The organism is Pseudoalteromonas sp. MM1 (assembly GCF_030296835.1).
Classification (GTDB): Bacteria; Pseudomonadota; Gammaproteobacteria; order Enterobacterales; family Alteromonadaceae; genus Pseudoalteromonas.
The window spans coordinates 722,304-744,417 of record NZ_AP027923.1; the positions used below are offsets into that span (position 1 = coordinate 722,304).

General features: G+C 41.0%; 23 protein-coding genes. 9 read left to right on the forward strand and 14 right to left on the reverse strand.

Annotated elements, in window-relative coordinates; genetic code table 11:
- Both QUE46_RS19920 and QUE46_RS19925 read right to left on the reverse strand, forming a co-directional pair.
- Positions 1–1,986, reverse strand: a complete 1,986-nt coding sequence (locus QUE46_RS19920) for an AMP-binding protein (RefSeq protein ID WP_286248477.1) — start codon at positions 1,984–1,986, stop codon at positions 1–3.
- Between the two features lie 120 nt (positions 1,987–2,106).
- The gene (locus tag QUE46_RS19925; protein ID WP_286248480.1) at positions 2,107–2,913 is read right to left on the reverse strand and encodes a class II aldolase/adducin family protein; all 807 of its coding nucleotides are present in this window, start codon (positions 2,911–2,913) and stop codon (positions 2,107–2,109) included.
- Positions 2,914–3,003: 90 nt separating this feature from the next.
- Between QUE46_RS19925 and QUE46_RS19930 the strand changes: the two genes are divergently transcribed.
- A complete protein-coding gene (locus tag QUE46_RS19930; RefSeq protein ID WP_286248482.1) occupies positions 3,004–3,933 on the forward strand; it encodes a LysR family transcriptional regulator in 930 nt (309 codons plus the stop codon).
- Here the strand turns inward: QUE46_RS19930 and QUE46_RS19935 are convergent.
- The 4 genes from QUE46_RS19935 to QUE46_RS19950 all read right to left on the reverse strand — a co-directional run bounded on the left by QUE46_RS19935 (position 3,917) and on the right by QUE46_RS19950 (position 8,306).
- Positions 3,917–6,301 carry a TonB-dependent receptor gene (locus QUE46_RS19935; protein WP_286248484.1) on the reverse strand — a complete coding sequence of 795 codons (2,385 nt, stop codon included), beginning with the start codon at positions 6,299–6,301 and terminating at the stop codon, positions 3,917–3,919. The genes QUE46_RS19930 and QUE46_RS19935 overlap by 17 nt on opposite strands.
- A 173-nt stretch (positions 6,302–6,474) precedes the next feature.
- Positions 6,475–7,212: a phytanoyl-CoA dioxygenase family protein gene (locus QUE46_RS19940; protein WP_286248485.1), complete on the reverse strand. Its 738-nt coding sequence runs from the start codon at positions 7,210–7,212 to the stop codon at positions 6,475–6,477.
- Positions 7,209–7,799, reverse strand: coding sequence for a uracil-DNA glycosylase family protein (locus QUE46_RS19945; RefSeq protein WP_286248488.1), 591 nt, complete (start codon positions 7,797–7,799; stop codon positions 7,209–7,211). Before QUE46_RS19945 ends, QUE46_RS19940 begins: the two co-directional genes overlap by 4 nt.
- Before the next feature lie 150 nt (positions 7,800–7,949).
- The gene (locus QUE46_RS19950; RefSeq protein WP_138682757.1) at positions 7,950–8,306 is read right to left on the reverse strand and encodes a VOC family protein; all 357 of its coding nucleotides are present in this window, start codon (positions 8,304–8,306) and stop codon (positions 7,950–7,952) included.
- A 224-nt stretch (positions 8,307–8,530) separates the two neighbouring features.
- Between QUE46_RS19950 and QUE46_RS19955 the strand changes: the two genes are divergently transcribed.
- The 3 genes from QUE46_RS19955 to QUE46_RS19965 are packed head-to-tail and all read left to right on the forward strand — an operon-like array spanning position 8,531 to position 10,799.
- The gene (locus tag QUE46_RS19955; RefSeq protein ID WP_286248494.1) at positions 8,531–8,869 is read left to right on the forward strand and encodes a hypothetical protein; all 339 of its coding nucleotides are present in this window, start codon (positions 8,531–8,533) and stop codon (positions 8,867–8,869) included.
- Positions 8,866–10,461, forward strand: coding sequence for a PepSY domain-containing protein (locus QUE46_RS19960; RefSeq protein WP_286248496.1), 1,596 nt, complete (start codon positions 8,866–8,868; stop codon positions 10,459–10,461). Before QUE46_RS19955 ends, QUE46_RS19960 begins: the two co-directional genes overlap by 4 nt.
- A complete protein-coding gene (locus tag QUE46_RS19965; RefSeq protein ID WP_286248501.1) occupies positions 10,458–10,799 on the forward strand; it encodes a DUF3325 domain-containing protein in 342 nt (113 codons plus the stop codon). The genes QUE46_RS19960 and QUE46_RS19965 overlap by 4 nt, the downstream gene beginning before the upstream one ends.
- A gap of 235 nt (positions 10,800–11,034) precedes the next feature.
- Here QUE46_RS19965 and QUE46_RS19970 read toward each other — a convergent pair whose 3' ends face one another.
- On the reverse strand, positions 11,035–11,556 hold the full coding sequence (locus QUE46_RS19970) for a lipocalin family protein (protein ID WP_286248503.1): 522 nt from the start codon (positions 11,554–11,556) through the stop codon (positions 11,035–11,037).
- A 118-nt stretch (positions 11,557–11,674) separates the two neighbouring features.
- Here QUE46_RS19970 and QUE46_RS19975 point away from each other — a divergent pair, with 118 nt between their 5' ends.
- Genes QUE46_RS19975 through QUE46_RS19985 form a run of 3 tightly spaced genes read left to right on the forward strand, consistent with a single transcriptional unit; the run spans position 11,675 to position 13,090 of the window.
- Positions 11,675–12,130 (forward strand): YaiI/YqxD family protein, encoded by a 456-nt coding sequence (locus tag QUE46_RS19975; protein WP_286248505.1) that lies wholly within the window; start codon positions 11,675–11,677, stop codon positions 12,128–12,130.
- A 1-nt stretch (position 12,131) separates the two neighbouring features.
- Positions 12,132–12,674: a DUF6942 family protein gene (locus QUE46_RS19980; RefSeq protein WP_286248507.1), complete on the forward strand. Its 543-nt coding sequence runs from the start codon at positions 12,132–12,134 to the stop codon at positions 12,672–12,674.
- A gap of 17 nt (positions 12,675–12,691) precedes the next feature.
- Positions 12,692–13,090 carry an ACT domain-containing protein gene (locus QUE46_RS19985; protein WP_286248509.1) on the forward strand — a complete coding sequence of 133 codons (399 nt, stop codon included), beginning with the start codon at positions 12,692–12,694 and terminating at the stop codon, positions 13,088–13,090.
- A gap of 63 nt (positions 13,091–13,153) precedes the next feature.
- Here the strand turns inward: QUE46_RS19985 and QUE46_RS19990 are convergent, their stop codons facing one another.
- Together QUE46_RS19990 and QUE46_RS19995 are read right to left on the reverse strand one after the other, a co-directional pair.
- Positions 13,154–13,585 (reverse strand): hypothetical protein, encoded by a 432-nt coding sequence (locus tag QUE46_RS19990; protein ID WP_286248511.1) that lies wholly within the window; start codon positions 13,583–13,585, stop codon positions 13,154–13,156.
- Between the two features lie 121 nt (positions 13,586–13,706).
- Complete coding sequence (locus QUE46_RS19995) at positions 13,707–14,588, reverse strand: LysR family transcriptional regulator (RefSeq protein WP_286248512.1); 882 nt, start codon at positions 14,586–14,588, stop codon at positions 13,707–13,709.
- Positions 14,589–14,732: 144 nt separating this feature from the next.
- On the opposite strand from QUE46_RS19995, the gene QUE46_RS20000 reads away from it, so the two are divergent.
- Both QUE46_RS20000 and QUE46_RS20005 read left to right on the forward strand, forming a co-directional pair.
- Positions 14,733–15,338, forward strand: a complete 606-nt coding sequence (locus QUE46_RS20000) for a short chain dehydrogenase (RefSeq protein WP_054982054.1) — start codon at positions 14,733–14,735, stop codon at positions 15,336–15,338.
- A 98-nt stretch (positions 15,339–15,436) separates the two neighbouring features.
- Complete coding sequence (locus tag QUE46_RS20005; protein ID WP_286248517.1) at positions 15,437–15,607, forward strand: hypothetical protein; 171 nt, start codon at positions 15,437–15,439, stop codon at positions 15,605–15,607.
- Position 15,608: 1 nt separating this feature from the next.
- Here the strand turns inward: QUE46_RS20005 and QUE46_RS20010 are convergent, their stop codons facing one another.
- From QUE46_RS20010 to QUE46_RS20030, 5 genes are all read right to left on the reverse strand, one after another.
- Positions 15,609–16,265: a class I SAM-dependent methyltransferase gene (locus tag QUE46_RS20010; RefSeq protein WP_286248519.1), complete on the reverse strand. Its 657-nt coding sequence runs from the start codon at positions 16,263–16,265 to the stop codon at positions 15,609–15,611.
- 12 nt (positions 16,266–16,277) lie between these two features.
- Positions 16,278–19,928: an AAA family ATPase gene (locus tag QUE46_RS20015; protein ID WP_286248521.1), complete on the reverse strand. Its 3,651-nt coding sequence runs from the start codon at positions 19,926–19,928 to the stop codon at positions 16,278–16,280.
- Entirely contained in the window at positions 19,925–21,172 is a 1,248-nt protein-coding gene (locus tag QUE46_RS20020) for an exonuclease SbcCD subunit D C-terminal domain-containing protein (RefSeq protein WP_286248523.1), read from the reverse strand. Before QUE46_RS20020 ends, QUE46_RS20015 begins: the two co-directional genes overlap by 4 nt.
- 79 nt (positions 21,173–21,251) lie before the next feature.
- Positions 21,252–21,488 (reverse strand): hypothetical protein, encoded by a 237-nt coding sequence (locus QUE46_RS20025; RefSeq protein WP_286248525.1) that lies wholly within the window; start codon positions 21,486–21,488, stop codon positions 21,252–21,254.
- Between the two features lie 135 nt (positions 21,489–21,623).
- The gene (locus QUE46_RS20030; protein WP_154945621.1) at positions 21,624–21,860 is read right to left on the reverse strand and encodes a hypothetical protein; all 237 of its coding nucleotides are present in this window, start codon (positions 21,858–21,860) and stop codon (positions 21,624–21,626) included.
- Positions 21,861–22,114 lie beyond the last annotated feature (254 nt).

Here is a 22,114-nt window from a genome sequence, read left to right on the forward strand (position 1 = left end):
TTAGGCGGCCTCTGTTGTTTTTAATGCCAGCACTTCGTAGTTAAATGAGTATGGGGTTAGCAGCGTTTTTATGTGTTGTTGCAGCGCGTTTAACTCATCCTCTTTAACTAAAATTGTGGCTTTTATGCCTAACTTTTTATCAGCAAACACATTTATTTGCACGGTTTTGTTTTTTAAATGCTCGTTAAGTGCATCTGTTATGGTTTGTTTTATTTCAAGGCAAACCAGTTCGGGTTTATAAATTTTACCTACGGCAGTTAGCGGTATTTCATCAATTATATAAATTTCTTTTGGTACTGCTGCTCGTTCAGGTATGTGGGTGCTAACATACTCGGAGAGCTCATTAAGGTTAAGCGTACTATTTGGGCTTAGCGTTACGTAAAGTACCGGCACTTCGCCTGCGTAGCTGTCGGGGCGTGGCACGGCGGCTGCAAGTGTTACATCTGGGTGTTTGGTTGCGGCATCTTCAATCATTTTAGGGTCTATATTGTGTCCGCCGCGTATTATTAGCTCTTTTTGCCTACCGCATAATGATACATAGCCGCTCTCGTCTATTTTACCTAAATCGCCGGTTCTAAAATACTGTTGGCCGTTTTCATCAACAACCCATGCACCTTGGTTATGTGCATCTTCTACGTACCCAGGAAATACATTATTACCGGTTATTATTATTTCGCCAACATCGTGCGTATCGCACATTTTTACAAGTGTGCCTTGCTCGTTTATTTCGGCAATTTTAAGCGTAATACCGGGTATTGGCAGCCCTACAGACGCCTCTTTATTAATTGGGTTTACAGGCATTAACGTACTTACCGAACTGCCCTCAGTTGAGCCATAACCCTCTACCAGTGGGGTGTTGGTGAGTTTAGTAAACAGGGCTTGCAAATCAGATGAAAGCGGCGCAGCACCACAAATGGCAAACTTCATTTTAAGCGGTGGTACAGTCATTTTTTGCGAAGTAATTTGCTCAACCATGGCAGCATAAACCGTAGGTACCGCGGTCATAACCGCTACATCGTAATTATTAATTAGGGTAAGCAAGTTTTGAATGATGTTTTTACCTCTAAAGCCTGACGGGCTTGCGAGTAAAATTTTACAGCCTTTCATTACTGAGGCTATGCCCGTTGCTACCGCTGCATTTACATGAAATATAGGTAAGCCAACTAACATGGTATCGCCTGCGTTTACCGGCGAAAGTAAATTAACCTGCCCTGCATTGGTAAGCTGGTTTAAGTGTAAGTGCTTAGCAAGTTTTGGTAAGCCGGTGGTACCGCCCGTATGAAAATACGCGCACACATCGCTTTGCTCAGGCACAGTAAAATTAGCTGTTTGGGTATTTTGCGCCGCGAGTAACTTTTTAAACCCATACACCGGTACTTTATTGTTTTGCGAGCACGCTATGTCGTCACCAAATAAGCTAATAACGGCTTTTAGGCCGGGTATATGCTCTTTAATTGCCATTACTTTTTGCCAAATATCGCTACCTGGTACTGGGCCTAGAGCAATAATGACTTTGGTATTAGCAGAGATCATAATTTCTTTCATTATGGACTCATCAAGCAATGGGTTTATTGGGTTTGCAATGCCAGCGGCCTCTGCTGCCCAAAGCGATACATAGGTTTCAGGAAAGTTAGGTAACACCAGCGAGGTTACATCGGTTTTTGTTATGCCTAACGAGTGCAATGCATTGCCAAGCCCTGTTACGTTATTAGCAAGCGCTTTGTAGCTCATTTTACGGTGCGGATTTGCAAAGCTTTTGCCTTTAAAGGTCATCAAAATGCGATGAATAAGCTTTTTAGCAAATGGAATTTGCGCTGGGTTAATACAGTCGCCATCTAAAATGTATTCAATAGCGGTTGCATCACCAAATTTTTTTGCCGACTGTAAAATGGCATGATAAGTAGAGCGAGGCAGTTGCTCTGGGGATATTTCAGCAAGGTTTAAATTGCCAACATCGGCATGGTTTTTAATTGTTGTTATAGTCATAAAACCCTCAACGTATCTTTATAATGTGTGTGTTGTGTGTGCATGGTGTTTAAACGCGGCTATGCTGTGTGGGCAGCAACCGCGCAAAATTTAGTTTAGCAAAAACTAAGTGCCACTGTTTTAATCTAAAAAGCTGTTATCTTTTGCGGCAACGACCTGATACATGGGCTGAAAATTTCCCCATGTAACCAGCTCTGAGCCATTGGCTTGTTTAGTATGTAGCGCTACTTCGTGCGAGATAAGCTTAGGCTTGCCAGCGGCTTGTGCTAATAACTGGCTTTGGCAGCAGCTATCTAGCAATACAAAGTTGGCAACTGCGGCATCAACCGATGAGCCAACGGTAAGCAAACCATGGTTTTGTAAAATAACAGCGCAGTTGTCAGCGAGTGATTTAGCTATCATATCGCCTTCTTCACTATCGGCTACTACGCCGCTAAATACATCAAATACACTGTGGTTTTCGTAAAATACGCAGGCATCTTGCGAAATAGGTTTAAGAAGCTCACCTAATGCCGAAAACGCACGGCCATAACGTGTATGTGCATGGGCAACTGCGTTTACGTCGGGGCGCGCCATATGTATACGTGAATGAATAGCAAACGCGGCATTATTAATCGGTGTGCTGCCTTCAATAATATTACCTTTGTGGCAAACCCTAATGAGATCTGACGCTTTAATATGCGCAAAGTGCATACCTACGGGGTTTACCCAAAAAGTATCGGGCTCTATGCAATCGCGAAGCGTTATGTGCCCTGCAAGCCCTTCGTCAAAACCGTACATCGCAAATACTCTAAAGCCCGCGGCTAGGCGTTGTTTTTCGTAGGTGCGTTGCTCTTCTAGGGTGTTAAATTTAGGCGGCATAATAAGTTTAAATTTGTCGCTGCCTATGGTCATTTTTGCGGCTTGTTGCTCTAGTGTATTGCTCATAATAATCCTAAATTAAACTCTGTTGACTTTAGTTTAGTCTCGCTTATGATAAATAGAAGTGATGTTAATTAATGGTTAAACATAAATACTATGCATGGAAAGATAGATTTAAACCTGTTTGTAATACTTAAAACGGTATACCAAGAGGGCAGTATTACCTGTGCGGCCGATAAACTTCACTTAACGCAACCGGCTGTTAGCCATGCGCTTTCTCGCCTTAGAGAAAAGTTTGACGACCCCTTATTTATTCGCCACGGTAGGCGTATGGTGCCCTCGCCTTTTTGCCAAAAAATAATAGCGCAAGTGATTGAATCGGTGCAGGCATTAGAGGCCACCATGAACAACGAGCGGCTTTTTGATATAGCCGCGTTTAAGCGCGAAATTAAATTTGGCTTTAGAGATATTTTAGAATCGATATTTTTTCCGCCACTAATGAGCGATTTACTTACAAACACCCCTAACATCACGATTAACAGCCGACAGGTGTCCCATGTTGATATGGAAAAATCTCTCGAAAACCAAGAACTCGATATAGTTATTGATGTGCTTACCCCTACCAGCAACCATATAAAAAACACCTTTATTTGTAACGAACACTTTTCGCTGATATGTAGGCACGATCACCCAATATTAAATGATTTAACCGTACAAAATTACGCTAAGGCGTCGCACGCGTTGGTGTCGTTAAAAGGGGCGCAGGTAGATATTATAGATATGGCGTTGGCAAAGCATGCACTTGCGCGCAATGTGGTGCTTAAATGTGAACACTATTTTGCGGCTACTAAAGTGATTAGCCAAAGCGACATGATAATGACCATGCCAAACTCGTACGCGCAAGTATTAAAAGAGCAAATGCCCGTGCATGTAACTAGTTTGCCGTTTGATGTGCCGTTAATGCCCGTGCATATGTACTGGCACGAACAAGCCAATGACGATTTAGTAAATAGTTGGATGCGAGAGAAGCTGCTAGGTTTAGCCCAGCAGCTTATCCCTGCTGAAAAACTTAGAAGCGGTAATTAAATTGTGCGTGATAGCTGCGCCCACGCTCTGATAAAAAGCGGTGAGCATAGCTAATTACTGGCACATCATTGGCCTGCGAAAAGGTTTGTTTATCGGTGAGGTTTTTAGCTAATAACGACACCGACCAATTCCCTTCACTGCTACCCAGTTCTACGCGTAAATTAAGTTTCTCAAAAGCACTTTGCTTGGCTATTGGATCAAGATCTTGCTCTAAAAAGTAATCGTCACTAAAGTTAAGCGCTAAATTGCTGCTTAACGTTAGGTTTGAAAACACCTCGGTATTGTAATCAATTGCTATATTGCCTGAGTAATCGGGCGCAAACGCGCCGGTTTTTCCTGTTAAATCTTGAAATGCTTGCCCAAGTAGCTCGCTTTGCATAACCGTTGGTGAGGCACTAGCGTATTGCTCGTATTCAAAATCAAGTAACGCAAGATTTGCCGATACCTGCCAGCTTTGATTTATTGCCCAGCGCGAGTCTAATTCAACTCCTTTTACCTTGGTTTCGGCAGCGTTTTTAACTACAAATGCATTACCATTAAATTCAGATACTTGTAAGTCATCGTACAAGGTATAAAACAGTGTGGCGTTTACTTCTAATATATTTTTAATTGGCTCGGCTTTTATGCCAAATTCAAAATTTGTGGCTTTTTCATCGTCAAACTCAAAGCCTGAGTTTTCATCAATTATATTACCTTGCGAGCCGTTTAAGCCCGAGCCATCAAAGCCACCGGCTTTGTAACCTATGCCTGCGCTTGCAAATAACATCGTGTTGTTAAGCCCTAAATACTGCACACTAATATTGGGTGATAAGTGCGATTCATCTCGCTTAGCGTTAAGGTTATGTACCCCCGCGCCCGAAAGTTGCCCCGCAATAGTGGGCGCGGCAGCATTGGCAAATTGTTGTACTGCTTGCGGTGTATTGGGCTCAAATTCGCTATATACACTTTGCATACTACTCACTTCTTTTTCTTCTTTTTGATAACGCAGGCCAAAATTAGCGCGCCATTGCGCGTTTACATTCCACGTAAGGGCGGTAAATGCTGAGTAGCTTTGTTGGTCTTGATCAAACAGCGCATTTACGCCCAGTGATGTACCCACTAAATCAGGAATAAGTAACGATGCGCCAAATAAAATATCGTTTGGGTGCTTAAGCTCGCTACTCATATAAAAAATACCCGCAACGTATTCAAGCGTGCGCCCTGTTGGCGAGCTTACTCTCAACTCTTGCGTAAACTGGTTATAGTTTTCTAAGTAGTCTTGTTTTATAAGCGGGATTTCAGAAAAGTCGGCGTCAAAGGTTGAGTCCCAATCGTACTCGCTATACGTGGTTACGGAGGTAAATTCGTATTCGCCATGGTTATACGTTAACTTAAGTGATGCGTTATCAAGGGTGGTTTTACTTTGTTCATTAAGCCCACCGGGGTGGCCATCGCCCGATACTGAACTTGTGTAATCTAGGCCCGAGTTATCGCTTAATAAAAGTGAGCGATACCCTACATTGCCTGGGTTAGTAGGGTCATTAGCTATTTGTAAATCTCGGTTTGGCGTATCAATAATGTATTGGTAGCGCGAACCGTGCGATTCAAACTCACCGTGTTCCCATTTAAATAATGCGTTTATATCATCGTTTATTTGCCAATCTATTGATAAACGCGCGCCTGATGAATCGTTAGATTGCTCGTCGGTTTGACGAGCTTGGTTATATAAAAAGCCACCAACAGAATGATCAAACGCAGCAATTCGAACGGCTAAATCGTCATGAATAGGAATATTTATAACGCCTGTAAAGCGCTTTTCGTTATCTGATCCAAACTCTGCCGATACGCTGCCTTCAAGTACATCTGTAGGTGAATTTGAAACCATACTAAAGGCACCTGCTGTGGCGTTTTTACCAAACATAACCGACTGTGGACCTTTAATAAGCTCAAGGCGCTGCATATCTAAAAATGGAAATTTAGCTTGATGCCCGCGCCCTAAATAAACGCCATCTTTATACATAGCAACCGATTGTTCAAAGCCTGAGTTAGTGCCAGAGCCAATACCGCGTACAAAAATACGTTTACTGCTTGAGGTTTCGGTTATATGCACATTAGGTAGGTTTTCGCTTAGGGCAAGTAAATCGTCAACACTGTTTTGCTCGAGGTAGTCACCCGAAAGCGCTTGAATAGAGGTAGGAATATCTTGCAGTGATTGCACCCGCTTTTGAGAGGTAACGGTAATGGTCTCAAGCTCGCTCTTATTTACTTTATTCTCGGCAGCTTGTGCCATGCCCACACTGAGTGCGCTTAGGGTAAATAAAGTAAGTGCTTTTTGCTTTAAAAAAGCATGATTTAAACATGTGTGTGACTGTGTGTGTTCAGTTGTCATAGCTGCAACTCCATTATTGAGGTTATTTTTATTGGATATGTTTGCGTTTATTTCATACTGACGGCTCTTAAAATAAATAACAGTGATGTTTATTTATTCAGCACTATTAGTAATATTTATAGTTGAGCTAAAAAGTTTAGTTTTATACGAGGCTGTGTAGGTTTAGTGAGGAGTTAGAGCGGGTTAAAAAATACCTGTGGATTAGCGGTTTTATTTGCTATTGCTGAGCTTGGGGTGTTTGCTGCATTTATAAAAGCAGTAAGCTGTGGTGCATTTTCGCAAAAAAGAATATCCAGTGCTAAGCGGTTTTTACCATATAAGCCACGGTGAATCATATTGGCGGAAAACAACAATAAGTCGCCCGCATTTAGCTTAATTGTTTTACCTGTAGTTAAGTTATCGCTTGGTAGTTTATTATTTTTTGCAAGACGTACATTTAGCTCCTCTGGGGTATCCCAATTTTTATGTGACTGAGGCACAAGCTCAATACCTGGCTCGTCTTGTAGGGCTAACCGGCAGTGCACTACGTCTGGGCCGTTTAACGTGGCTTGTTGTTCTTGCACATTTAAATGGTATTGCATATCGCGATGCCAATAATTTTTTTGTGTAACATTAACGGGATTAAAAAATAACTGAGTGTTTAAAAACAGTGGCTCACTAATCGCTTGCTTTACACGCTTAATTAATTTGTTATCAGCAATTAAACTAAATAAAAACTCGTTTTGCTGCGCCGTCAAATACTCACTATTTGTTATGCCTGAGCTATTAATGGCACGGGATTTATAAAACTCACGGTTATTAGCTTTCCATTGTGTATGAAATGCATCAATAATTGACTTAACTTTATTTAGCTCTTTGGTGCTGTAAAGCCCCTTTACAAGCATATAACCATCTGTTTTGTATCTGTTCATTGTGGCTCTTTGTTTAATATTTTAGCTACACGAACGCTTAGCTCTGGTAATACTGTTTGCTCAAACCATGGATTCTTTTTAAGCCAAATATTATTGCGTGGGCTTGGGTGCGGTAACACTAAATATTGTGGCCAATACTCACGCCACGATTTTACTAACTCGGTTAAAGGCTTATTTTTTGTGTGGGGTAAATGATACGCCTGTGCGTATTTACCAAGCACTATTGTCAGTTCTAAATTTGGCAGTGCGCCCAGTAATTGCTCTCTCCATGCGGGCGCGCATTCTTTTCGAGGTGGTAAATCGCCCGACTTACCTTTACCCGGGTAGCAAAAGCCCATAGGTAGAATAGCTATATTATTCGCGTTATAAAACTCAGCAGATGTTAGCCCAAGCCAATCACGTAGGCGGTTTCCGCTGGCATCGTTAAAGGGTTTACCGCTTTGGTGCACTTTAATACCAGGCGCTTGGCCTGCAATTAAAATACGGGCGTTAGGGTTAAATTGTATTACTGGGCGTGCGCCTAAAGGTAAATGAGGTTCGCAGATCACGCATTTACTAACTTGCTCTATTAATTGGCTGGTATTCATGATTATTTGGCCTTAAATGCTCAATATTTATTCTAAATGGCCATTTTGACCCAATGAGTTGGTAAAAAATCGGTTTATTTTAATTAAAACGGCCAGTAGTTGGTAAAATCGTGATCTCTGTTTAAAACAGCGCTGTAGCCCCTGTAATACTTAGTGTTTTTCAGACCATACGGCAAACTCGTTACCACTGGGCTCTGTAAAATGAAACCGGCAGCCACCCGGAAATTCAAAAATAGGTTTTACTATTTCACCGCCAAACTGCACGACTTTTTTATAAGTTGCATGAATATCGTTACTGTAAAACACCAGTAGAGCAGCCCCATTTTGAGTAAGCGATTTAAGCGGCGCATTAAAAAATCCGCCATCAAGCCCTTGGCCGCTAAACGCCGTGTACTCTGGGCCGTAGTCGGTAAATTGCCAATTAAACACGTTCGTAAAAAAGCTTTTTGTGGCTGTTAAATCGCATGCTGGAAATTCGACATAATTTAGTTTTTCGTGGTTGCTCATTATAATTTTGCTCTTTATGTTGGCCTGTAATTACCACTTTAAACCTAAGCTATTGGCTAATCAACAATGCTAAAACTACCCAGATCAGTATTTTACTAAGTTATTTAAATTTTAATTTGGATTTACTTAATCATACAAATGAGAATCGCTATCTTTTGTATTTGAAGCCTATATAATAGCGCCTTCATTTTATCCTCCATGTTTAAATAAAGGATTTGTTAATTATGCAGGCACCCTTGCATCGTGCATCTTTGACTAAGTTAAACCTTGCTGCATTATTAAATATTGCTAGAAGTTACAAGGTATTAGTATTTTTACGCTTTTTTATCGCCATAGTGGGCGGTTATGCGTTTACCTCAGCGAGCATTGCATTATTAAGTGTTGTGTTGCCAATTGCCAAACAAGATGCCGTATTACTGTGTGTGTCTATCAGTATTTTGATTTACGCTGCAGTGTTTATTTATGCTTTTTCTGTTAAGTCGTTAAAAACTGTTTGGATCAGTATTTTACTAAGTATAAGTTTTTTTGTTGTTGTATTGGCATTACTTAAGGGTTGGCTATGAAAGACAGTTTTTTTAGGTCGATGACCTGGCTACATACGTGGGTAGGCTTACTTACTTGCTGGATTATTTACACAATATTTTTTGCAGGCACGGTTAGCTTTTTTAGAGACGAAATAAACCTGTGGAACCAGCCCGCTATACACAATGTGCAAGCCCAAACCGATAGAGTGGCTGCGCAAAGGCAGCAAATTATTAAGGGCTTTGATTACTTAAATCAGCACGCTGCAAATTCCCCTAGTTGGCGTATTACCTTACCCGAAGAGCGTATATCGTATTTAGTATATGGTTATGCAAAACCTAAAGAGCCGGGACAGCGACGCAGCCAATTTGTAAATACCCAGTTAAATCCAAACACCATGCAAGAACTGCCACCTTTTGTAGAAACCAAAGGCGGTAACTTTTTTTACCGATTGCATTATCAGCTTTACTATTTAGATGCCATAACCGGGCGTTGGGTAGTGTGTTTTGCCAGCTTTTTTATGTTGCTAGCAATTATATCGGGTGTGGTAATTCATAAGCGCATTTTTAAAGATATGTTTACCTTTAGGGGTAACAAAGGTACACGCTCTTGGTTAGATGCGCATAATTTAAGCTCGGTGTTGGCTTTGCCGTTTCATTTAATGATTACCTATACAGGTATTATTACGCTTATATTTATGTTGTTCCCCTACCCAGCATTAACAACCTACGACAATGGCGTACGTGGTTTTTTTAACGATGTAACACCTAGTAATAACGTGACTAATAAAGCGCAAGGCAGTGCAGATTTGCTCCCTATAAACACTATCTTGGATCAGGTTTATACTAAGTGGCCAGATGCTGATATACGCAGTGTTAGAGTAAGCGAGCCTAATATGGCGGCCTCAACGGTTACTGTATTGGTAGACCCTGGTAAGGAGTTGCGCGATCAAACGCCAAGGCTTTTATTTAGTGGTGCCACGGGTGAGCTTGTTGACCAATCGGCCGATGAGCTCACTAATAGTAAAGCACTTTATGAATCACTTAACTCTATGCATACAGGGCGCTTTGCCACACCTTTATTACGCTGGTTATACGTGCTTGGCGGCATTGCTGGCTGTGTAATGATTGCCTCAGGTTGCATAATGTGGGCTAAACGTATACGCGAGCGTAACAAAGGTAAAGCCTCATTTGGTTTACAACTAGTAGAAGGATTAAACCTTGCCACCATTATGGGCTTACCACTGGCAACCTGTGCCTTTTTTATTGCCAATAGGTTACTTGGTCCAACCGTAGCCGGACGTGGTGAAAAAGAGGTAACGGCGTTCTTTTTAGCGTGGTTAGTGCTTGCCGCTATGGCGCTTTTAAAGCGAGATAAACTGCAATGGCGTGTAATGGCTGCCATAAATGCGTTAGCGTGTTTGAGTGTGCCGGCAATAAATGCACTTACAACACAGGGCAACATAGTGAGTTATTTACTTAACAAACAATGGGCGTTATTTATTTTCGATGCGTTATTTTTACTATTTAGCATACTGTTTTTAGTACAAACCGAAAAATTACGTACTGCTTCTAACGCATCTAAAAAAACAGCTAATAACCTAACCAATAATAAAAAGAGGCAAAAAGCATGATTGATTTACTAAGCTTTAGCCTCTGTTTGTTTGCTTTTAATGGTTTTGCTTTGGCAAAACCTGCGCATTTTAAAACGGTATTCAAAACGCGTCCCTCTCAGCAACAAAGTAATTTACTGCTAATAGTTGCATGGATCAGTATTTTACTAAGTTTAATATTTTGTGTTGCTACACAGCAGGGGTACGGCGCTTTACTTTTTTGTGGATTCATGAGCTTAAGTGTATTAATTATAATGATTTTTTATAATTTTATAGATAAGCTAATTAAGCCATTTAGCATTTTAAATATGCTACTGATTGGCTTATCTGGGTTGTTATTGGTAATAAATGCACTTTAGTTAGTAAAAACCTGATCTCAAATGCAGTTAATTTTAGGCAAAAAAATGGCAAGCTATAAAGCTTGCCAACAATAGGGGGATATTCAGTATGTCCAACACTTGCATGTCTCGTTGCAAGTGCAGCTAATATAGCTCTAACATATTTAACTTACCTTACAGTGAAATGAAGGTTTTATTACAGCTGTAACAATCACATGCACAACAACTGTAAAGCCCCTTTACAAAGCTAAGGTGTTTACTGCTTAACCCAAATAATTTGCTCTGTGGCAAAACCCAGTTTTTTAACTTTAGTTATAAAATGTTGTTTAAGTTGGTCGCTAACGGTTGGTGTGCGCGATAAAAACCACAAGTAGTCGCGGTTATAACTCGTAATAAAGGCATATTGGTAGTCGGGTTGGTCGAGCTCAAAAACGACGTAAGCACCATAAAATGGACCAAAAAACGACACTTTAAAATGGCCTGTGTCACTGCCTTCTACAAATTTAGCTAAGCCCTGCGCTTCATCCCACTTTTGTTCTTTAGTGATATACCCTTTGTTAAGCACCTTTACTGTACCGTCATCGTTAACTGTGTAAGTGGCAGTTACTTGCTCCATGCCCTCCTCAAATGAGTGATTGAGGCGAGCAATTTCATACCATTTACCTTTGTATTGCTCAAGGTCAAAGTTTTTAACGGGGGTTATACCTTCAGGTGCACTTGTGCAGGCAGTGAGTAAAAATAACCCTGTAATAAGTAAAATCGTCGTAATGGCCTTCATGAAAGCTCCTTTTTAAGTGATGGTGTTTATACGGTTCTAAGCAAATAAAGTTTGCTAGCCGATTAAAATAAATTGCTATAGGATCAGTAAAATACTAGAGCAATTAAAAGATTAAAGCATGAAAATATGGGTAGATGCCGACGCGTGCCCCGTGGTAATAAAAGAAATTCTTTTTAGAGCCGCTGAGCGCACGCAAACACCAACTATTTTAGTGGCTAACCATGCAATGCGTATTCCGCCTTCAAAGTTTATTAGCCGATTACAGGTTTCGAGTGGGTTTGATGTGGCCGATGACGAAATAGTAAAACGCGCAGAAAAAGGCGATTTAGTGATTACTGGCGACATACCCCTTGCCAGCGAAGTAATCGATAAAGACTGCCAAGCATTAAATCCACGTGGTGAGCTTTACACGAAAGAGAACATTCGCTCGCTATTAAACGTACGCGACTTTATGGATACTATGCGTTCAAGCGGCGTAGAAATGAGTGGTGGGCCACCACCGCTTAGCCAAACTGACCGCCAAAACTTTGCCAACAACCTTGACCGTATTTTAGCGCAAAACAAGGCAGGCTAGCGTGAGTGAGCATTTAATTGGCTTAGGTGATCGTGCCTTTAGCGTAGCCGTGTATGTTGCTAAAGCCCCGCCTATGCCTTATTTTAAAACCTTGCAACGTATTGAGCCTGTAATAAACGAGCAAATAAATACCATAAATCAGCACTGTGGAAATGGTTGGCGCAAGGTGTTTAACGTATACGCTAAAGTATTGTTTGCGCTACCGAGCGAACATTACAGCTTTGCTAAACAAGCCGCTAGCTGGCAAGCGTATCGCGATACATTTTTACTGCAAAATAACAGTAAAACAGCCCTTTTATTTAGTGCACCCATTATTAACAGCACTAATAAAAACCAGCTGCATATTATTGCTGGTCGTACGCATGCAAAAAACTTACTTCAACAAGGTAAGCTTAAAGCGCAATTTAATTGGCTCGACGATGAGTTTGCAATTGATACAACGAATAACATTATTGTGTGCCCGTACTTTGATTACAGGCAGTTAAGTAATATTAAAATAGCCCGATTAAGCGATTTAGTTGCCAAGCTTAAAACATCTAATTGAAAATGAAAGGAGTCAACATGGCGGGAATTTTAGATCTAAATACGTTATTAAAATCAATGAGCCCCGAGCTTAAACAAGGTGAATATATATTTTGTTGTTTAGCAGGCAGCCTTGCTGACTACGCTCATTTAAACCCGCTTGCCAGTTACGTTGAAGAAGAAGGGCTAACCCTTATTTTAAATGCAGATACCGCCGACAAAGCCGGTATTACTTACGAGAGTAAATATAATTTAATTACCCTTAATGTGCATTCAAGCTTAGAGGCTGTTGGGTTAACTGCTGCGGTATCGGCCAAATTAACCGAGCATAATATTAGCGCTAACGTAGTAGCTGCGTTTTATCACGACCATATTTTTGTACAAACAGATAAAGCGCAGGCGGCCATGAAAGCACTTGGTGAGATTGGTAATATTTAGTTTGTAAAAATATGATCTGCTTAGGTAAAAAACAAAGCCGATATTGCTGTATCGGCTTTTGTTTTATTTATTGCTGCAAAAGTGATGCGCTACAGACTCAAGTTTTACTTTATCGGCTGCAGTTACGGCTACACATTGCGTGTTTTTATCGAGTTTTTGCTTTTGAATTACAGTAAATTCGCCCTCGTTGGCAGCGTATAAATTATATTGATAGGCGTCATTCCCGCCTTCAAATAGTGCTGTAAATACCCCTCCTACTAACCCACCAATTATTGCTCCGCCGAGCATTTCTTCAGTGTTACCATCTAAGCTATCTACAAAGCCAAACCCGGCGCCTGCTGCTATGCCTGTGCCTACTTCAGATGAAAGCGTTACAGGTTGCATTGATTCTACCGATGCGTAGTAACGCTTAACTATTTGGTTTTGATTGTTCCGATCTACCCCTTGTGATGCGCAGCCTGAGAGTAGTAATACCGCGATAAGATACTTTTTCATGTTGAACCCCTATTAATATTTAATAGGAAGATTGTAAGCATGCAAGCATAAAAAATATGTGAGGAGTATGTTTGTAGCTGTTAGAAGTTGTAAGCGTGTGTAGTGAAATACACACATTATTTTACTCAACCACCAACTTTGAAACCACCCATTTATGCAAGGGGTTTTTATTATAGCGTGGGTGCCATGCGGCTATTACATCAAACGGAGCTGGTAGCTGTTGCAGCTCTATTTTTACCAGATCTGAACTTACTGCGCGTGAGGGTAAAAACGCGATGGAGTCGGTGGTTTCTAAGTACATAGGCACAATAGAAAAACACGGTGCCGACACAACAACATTGCGCGTTAAATCAAAGCTTTTAAACCAATCGTCAATAGAGCCTTTAAAATTTGGGCGCGAAGGCGAGGCAATAATGCTTGGGTAGCTGGCTATTTGTGCAAGGGTGGGTTGTGTCCCTGCTATTGATGAGTTAGCTGAGGTAACGCAAATATGCTGCTCTTCAAAAAGCTTAATAATGGGGTAAGTACTTGGGATGTAGTCGGGGAAAGCAATGGCTAAATCAACTTTACCGTTTTCCATTAAATCGTGCAGGCTGTCGAGTTCAAAGTCTCTTATTATTAATTTTAAATTAGGCGCTTGCTCTCTTAGCTTTTTTACAAGCGCTGGCAAAACAACTTGCTGGGCGTAGTCGGTAGCCGCTATTACAAAGGCACCATCAACCGTTTTTGGGTCAAATATTTTAGGCGCTAATAACGCCTGAAAGTCGTTTAGTAGTTTGTCTATGTCTACCGATAACTCCTCTGCATAAGGCGTTGGCACAAAGCCGGTGGTTTTTCTTAAAAACAGCTGGTCGTTAAATACATCACGCAGCTTTTTTAGTTGCTCACTCACTGCTTGCTGGGTTAAGCCCAATTTACCGGCTGCTTTTGATGCGTTTTTTTCGCGAATGAGCGCTTGAAAAATACGTAGCTGTTTTATATCTAGCCTGTCTAACTTACTCATGGCAATGCCTTTGTTGTTTAAGCATGATTAACGTATCACATTACCATTTATTTTTGTATCACTTACATGAAAGGGTTGTTTCTAATTGTTGAGCTACCCCCTTACTATGCCCCTACACACTAAATTGAATGATTGGAGCAAACAATGAAAACAGTAATTTTAATAGGCGCACTGGGCAAAATGGGTCAAGCGGCATTAACCGGTTTATCTAAGCATAAAGTAATTACAGCGGGTCGCTCGGGCGATGTGGATCATATTGTAGATATAACCAGCGAAGCGTCAATTACCGCTTTGTACGAAAAAGTAGGCCACTTTGATGCCCTAGTAAATACAGTGGGTTTATGTGAATACGAAACCTTTGCTGATATGAGCGAAGAGCAGTGGATGACAACCATTATGAGCAAAATGATGGGGCAAATTAACCTTGTACGTATTGGTCAAAAGTACATTGCCGATGGCGGCTCATTTACGCTAATTAGCGGTATTTTAAACGTTAAACCCATTCCTTTTGCGATTGCCGATGCAACAACAAGCGGCGCAATAGATACGTTTGCAAAATGCGTATCACTAGAAATGCCGCGAGGCACGCGTATTAATGTGGTTAACCCTACTGTGCTTGAAGAAGCGTGGGACGTATATGGCGAAATGATGCCAGGTTTTCAACCCGTGCCAAGTAAGCTTGTAGGTAAAGCGTTTGAGCGCTCAGTTGATGGCTTTATTACTGGCGAAGTTATTTTTGTAGATGCATAAGTACCCGCTAAATTGGTGATGCAATTGGCAAACTAATAAGCGCTTTGCATTAACAGTAACTGCAAAGCGCTTAAATACAGATTTTAATAGGCGATGAAATGAAAAAATTAATACCCGTATTTGCGATATTACTGGCTGCAGGCTGTGCCAATGTAGCCCCAAGCTCGCAATATGTTAGCGAGCAAGGTGCCGATTCAAATAAAGAATGTAAAACCATACCGCGCCATAAACATACGGTTAAATGGTGTAGGCCGCATCCTTCAAGATAAGTTAAACAACGTACCCGCTAAAACCAAGCGCTTTAAAATAAAGCTTAGGAATGCCGTATTTACACTCGTTAAGTAACTCGCTAAAGCGCATTCTATCAAGTGGATAAAATTCGCTTTCTAAGTTTTGAGCTGTGTAGGCTTGCCCTGCATCACTTAAGCCTAGCTTGGCACACACAGTAATTTGCGCTTCACGTTCAAAGTCGGTTTCGGGTTTCATTAAATCGCTAATAAATAGGTTTGCGCCCTTATTTAAATTAGCTTTAATGTTTTTAAGTAGCTGCTTTTTGCTGCCGTCGTCTGCTAAAAAGTGCAAAACAAGTAGGCATAGTGCGGCATCGGCCTTGGTAGAGAGCTTATCGAGCTCGCCTTCAATAACGTTAACGCGCTCTGTTATGCCGTGCTCTTCAAACTCTTGTTTAGCAATTGCAAGCATATCACTTGAGGTGTCTTGCGCAGTAAATTGCCAAGTAGGGTTAAGCGCGGCAAGGGCAAGTATTTCTTTGCCAGTGCCTGCGCCCACAACTAAAATATGCGCGTTATCGTTAAGGGTTGCTTTAAGTTGAGCATTAGTCAGTTGGTGCAATAGCTCATAACCAGGTACTAAGCGGGTAATACGGTCGTTGTAATGTGTTGCTTGCTCGCCTGTGAATGTGGGCATTTATTAACTCCTTTATAAAACTTCAACAGTGGAGTATCCACCACTTTTTTTACTTACATGTACTTGCGTGGCTACGCGTTCACTCATTTCACTCACATGCGATATAACCCCTACTTTACGGCCTTGTGCTTGTAATGAATCGAGCGCGTCCATAGCAACGCTGAGAGTTTCGCTATCTAACGTACCAAACCCTTCGTCAATAAACAAAGAGTTGATTTGCACTTTATTTGACGAGAGCGATGCAAGCCCTAATGCCAGTGCTAGTGATACTAAAAATGATTCACCACCAGAGAGCGTATTAACCGAGCGCTGTTCATCCGCCATATCGCGGTCAATAATGGCTATATCGAGCGATTGCTCAATAGCAGTGAGCTCATAGCGTTTATTCAGAGTTTTTAAATGGCTATTGGCATAATGCAGTAATATTTTAAGGGTTTGCGTTTGTGCTAAATTACGCATGGTTTTGCCGGTTGCATCGCCCAGCACTTTATTTAATAAGTGCCATTGCTCTACCTGTTTTTTAAGTGTAGCAAGTTCAGCATGTTTGCCCTTAAGTGTTTTGGCGTTTTGATTGTGTTGCTCAAGCGCGGTATTAGTTGCAAGCAAACTGTTTTGTAGCTCAGTTTGCTGATTAGCTAAAAACGTTTCTTGCTCTGCTAATTGGCTTTCGCTTTTTTCGGGTTTGTTAGTATTTTGGTGATCTGTTTGCGCTTTTTGCTGTTGCTTAAGCGCTGCATTTGCATCTGTAAGTGCAGCTAAACGCTGCTCAAACTGCATTAATTGTGCTTTTATTTGCTCACTAGTCAGAGTTAGTAAAATAGCGATCTGTTCATGATTTACCTCGCTATACTGCCCTTTAAAGTCGCTAAACCAGGCATTGTAGCGCTCTTCAAGTGTGCTTTGCTCTTGAATTTGCTCTGCCAAGCGCTGCTCAATATTTTTAAGTGTTATAGCGTGCTCATCGCGTTTTTTAATTGCGCTGTCGTGGGCTTGTTGGCTTGTATGTAACTCCTTTTGGCATTGCTCAAGCTGCGTATTTAGTTTTGCTTGGTAAGCATCGGCACTTAGCGACTCGTTGTTAAATAACGCAAGGCGCTCTGTGCGTGTGGTGTTTTGCAGTTGTTGCGCTTTGGCTAAATCGTCTTTTAAAACTTTAAGCGCCTGCTCACTTTTAGCAATTAACGGTGTGAGTTGCTGCAATTGCTGCTCAGCGCTGTCTTTTTGTTTTTGACTTTGTTCAAGCTGCGTTTGAGTTTGTTGGTACTGCTCAACCTGCTGGCTTAAATCGCGCATATTAAGCGTGTTGCTTTGCAACTGCTGCCAAAAGTCACTGTGCTCAAACTGTGCATTAAGCGTGCTGGTAAGTTCGCTAATTTGTGTACTTAGCTCTGCGTGTCTAGTGCTTATTTGGCCAAGCTTATTGGTTAATTCAACATGCTGATTATGCACTTGCTGCTGTGTATGTTGCTCAGTTTTTAAGTTATTTATTAGCTGATTTACTTTATCTTGCAGGGCTGTTTGCTGTTTTTGTGACTCAAAATAGCGCGACTTTTGCGTGCTAAGCTGCGTGTAGATTTCATCAAGCTGCTGTGCTGTTAACTCGTTAAGCTCTGTACGTGCCCCTTGCATTGTCGTTTTAATTTCTAGCTGCTTTGCCTGAGCGTTCTGTATAGCTTGGCTGTGTTGAGTATGTTCAGTGACAAGTATCGCATGTTGTGTTTGGTGCTGATGCAGCTTAGCTTGGGCGCTATCGACCTGCTGTTTAGCTTGGTTATAACTTGTTTCAAAATCGGCTATTAGGTTATTTAATTGCGGGTTTTGGCTGCTTGCATATGGGTGCTCTTTTGCACCGCACACAACACAGGGCTCGTTAGGAGTAAGCTGCGTACGTAAATGCTCTACGTTTTCGCTAGCACGCAAGCGAGCTTGGTTTAATGCATATTCACTGTGCTTAAGTGCTTGCTCGCACGAGGCTAGGCTTTGTTGCAATGTTGCTTGTGTTTGCTCGCTGTGTAAAAGCTTGGCCGCAACCGCCGCTTGTTGTTGCGTGCTGTGTTTTATTTCTTGATTAAACTGCTGGTAGCGCAGGCGCTGATCTTTTAAATATTCAATATTTTTAAGTTTGCTATCGCATTGTTCAATATTAAATTGGCGTTGTTGCTCATTTAGCTGGTTAAGATCTGTTTGTTGCTGCGCTAGTTGTTGCTCGTGCAACGCTACTTTTTTAGTTTGCTCTGCTAAGAGCGCCGCTTGTTTAGTTTGCTCCTCTAACAGCTGTTTGTTTTGCGAAGCAGCGGCTTTTAGTTGCTCATTGGCACTTAAATATGTATTAAAGCTGTGTTGGTAATAATTCCAATCATTAGCCAGTGGCTTAAGCTGTGTGTGCTCGTTTAACCATGTTTGATACCCAGTGCTGAGTTTTGTTGCCTCATCAAGTGCTTTTTGGCTTTGCGTGTACTGCGTTTGTAATTCGCTAAGTTGCTGCTGCCCTTTTTCGCTTTGCTGAGTTAGGTTTTTAATGGTTTGTGCGTGTATAGCAATTTGGCTGTCGAGCTCGCGGGCTTTAGCAATAATAGGCTCAGCAGATTGCTTTTGCTCTTGCGCTGTTTTTAACTCGCTTTGCTTTGTTGTAAGTGTTGCGGTCTGCTCTTCTATAAGCGCTGCATGGTCAATCGCTATTAATTCGCTTATTTGCGTGCTAAGTGTTTTGTTTTGCGCCGTTAAATATTCATGACGTTTGCGGTTGTCTTTTATTTCAAGAGCGCTTTGTGCTTGCTTTGCTTGCTCACTTTGCTTTGCTATTGCATCAAGCTGTTGCTGCGCGTGTTGTTGCTGCTTTATTGCGTGTTCAAGGGCTTGCGATAAGCTAGCGGCTTGCTTGTACCAATTTAAATTTTGCTCTGTTGTTGCATGCGTTTTTTTAGTTTGCTCAATTTTTTTAAGTAACTCATCGCGCAGGGTTTGTTTAGCAGTTAGCTCGTCATCGCTTAACAAGGTGTAGCTTGCCAGGCTTGCATTAAGTATTTCATATTTATCTTTTAGCGCTTTATTACGCTCAAAAATACGTTTACCAATTAAGCTAAATTTATCGGTGCCAGTTAAACACTCTAAAAGTTGTGCGCGTTCATCGCCCGTGGCTTTTAAAAAGGCGGCAAATTCGTGCTGCGCTAATAATACCGCCCGCGAAAACTGATCAAAGCTTAGTCCTATTTTGCTCTCTACTACTTTTATGGTTTGGCTTTTATCAGCAATTAGGGTTTCATCGGGCAAGGTCACTAACGTATGTTCGGCTACTTTTAGCTTGCCTGTTGCCTTTTTGTGGGTACGTTGTATTGAATATCGTGCACGGTATAGTGCTTTGTCTTGCCCTATAAAATCAACTTCGGCAAAACCTTCCCATTTGCCTCGGCGTAATAAGTTACGCGCATCGTTTAATTTTATACTGTCGCCATTAAAATCAATTAAGTTGCCTTTATCACCTTTTAAGCGTGCAGTTTTGGTATAAAGCGCTAAACAAATAGCGTCTAAAAAGGTACTTTTACCTGCGCCTGTGTCGCCGGTTATAGCAAATAAGCCTGCGTCTTTTAAAGGAGCTTGGGTAAAGTCGATTTCGGCATCGACTATTGAGGCTAAATTATGAATACGAACTGCGGTTATTTTCATAGTTGCTCTTGCTCCGTCAGCTCACTTATTACATCGTTTAACAGTGTTTTTAGCTCATCTGGTACAGCTTGGCCGGCCATATCTTTGTCGTTTGCAAAGGCTTGTTCTAATAAGTTTAATGGGTTGAGCATTTCAATTTCGCTTAAATCTTCAAATACGGCGCTGTTATCGTTTGTTGTAATTTGCTCTCGTACCCGTTCAATGCCGCAAAATTTTACGTTTTTACCTTCAAGTGCTTGCTCTATTTGTTCTCTAAAGGTGGTATCGGTATCACTTGATTTTAGTTTTACGCGTAAATAAGGGGCAATAGTATGTTGTGATATATCGAGCGCTTTAATTTGCTCGCATAAGTCGCTTAATGGCACGCACTCCCCTTTTGGTAAAATAATTACTTCAGCAGAGCGTGGAATGTAAAGGGGGTTTACAGATGTGCTAATAGTTTGTTTTTCATCACCTTTAAATTTTACTACATTAACTTGGTGTGTGTACTTACGCTCTGAAAACGACATAGGAATAGGCGTACCGCTGTAACGAATAACGTCTTTTTTAGCGACTTGCTGCGCTTTGTGTAAATGCCCCAGTGCTACGTAGTCTGCCTTGTTACCAAATACACTGGCCGAAATAGACTCCTCCCCACCAATCACTAAATTACGTTCTGAGTCACTTGAAATATCACCGCCTTTGGCATGTAAGTGCCCCATTACAATTAACGGCGAATTTTGCGCGTTAATGCTATAAGCGTGATCAAGGGCAAGCTTATAGGCTTTTTCAACGCCTTGTGCGTAACTAGGGCCGTTTTTAGTGTGACTGAGTGAACTTATATCGCTGGTACGTAAAAAGGGCATAGCGACGACTACAGCGCGTTTATTTTGCGTATTTATTTCAATCACGGTATTGGCTGGGTCCGTTACTTCAAAGCGCCCCACTACATGGGTGTCAAACTGAGCAAGTAATGGTTGCGCCGCTAATATACGATTTGCTGAGTCGTGGTTGCCGGCAATAATAACAACATGTAATTGCGGGCAACGCTTTTTAGCGTCTTTTATAAATTGGTAAAGCTGGTTTTCGGCGCTGGCACTCGGTGTGGCTGTATGATAAATATCGCCTGAAACTAAAAGTATATCTATGTGTTGCTCTACAAGGGTGCTAAGTAGCCAAGTGAAAAACGCGGCGTGCTCATCACGACGGTCATGTTCATAAAATTGTTGGCCTAGGTGCCAATCTGAGGTGTGGAGAACTTTCATATTGCGCTCTTAAAAAACCATAAGAGCGCCAATATACCCAAGGCAAGTAAAGATGCAAGCCTCAGGGGGGGGCTTTAGTTTAGGTAAAACTATATATAGCAATAATAATGACAGGAAGCGCTAATAAAGCCAAACCAAGCGGCATTTTTAAACTTTTAGTTTGCTTTGCTTGCAATGCTTTTATGGCATTTGTTTCGTTACAGGCGGCTACTTTATCAATATAAAAATAACCTGAGTCTAGATACTGCTTACAACTTTGCTGATTTGCTGGAATGGCTATTAGCTCTTGTTGTTTTTTTAGGATATAAAAATCCATACACCCACCACATTGCTTACTGGTAATAAGTACATATTTGAGAATAATTGTAACGATTTTATTATGCTCAAATAAAAAAAGTGGGCGATTTTAAATATAAAATGCACTAAATATCAACCTAAAATTTCACTATTTTTAATTTATCGTATAAATAGTTAATATTAGTGAGAACACGGCAATATTTGCGCCAATTATTAGCCACTTTTTACTGTGTTTTTGTTCAGTAGATAGTCGTTTTAGTGCATCTTGCTTATTGCATGCCGACACCACATTAACATACGAATATTGGTTTGATTCGTAGCGCTCTAGTAAGTCTTTATCAGCAGGGATAGCTTCGAGCTGATGATCTTTTTTTACAATGTAAAATTTCATATCGGGCTCCTTAAGTTAAAATTTGCTGATTAATTTGTATTGAACCTAAGTGCAATAAAACCGTTAAAGCAGTCCTAATACTAAAAATTTAAGCTCAATTTAAACAACATATTTTTACACCTTAATTTAATCCTAAGCTAATGGCATGAATTAGGCCTGAACCCTTATAAATACAGGGTTTGTACCTTAAATAATACATTTTGTTTGGATACTTACTGTAAACCCCCTTTACAGTTTTAAAAACAGCTCAATTT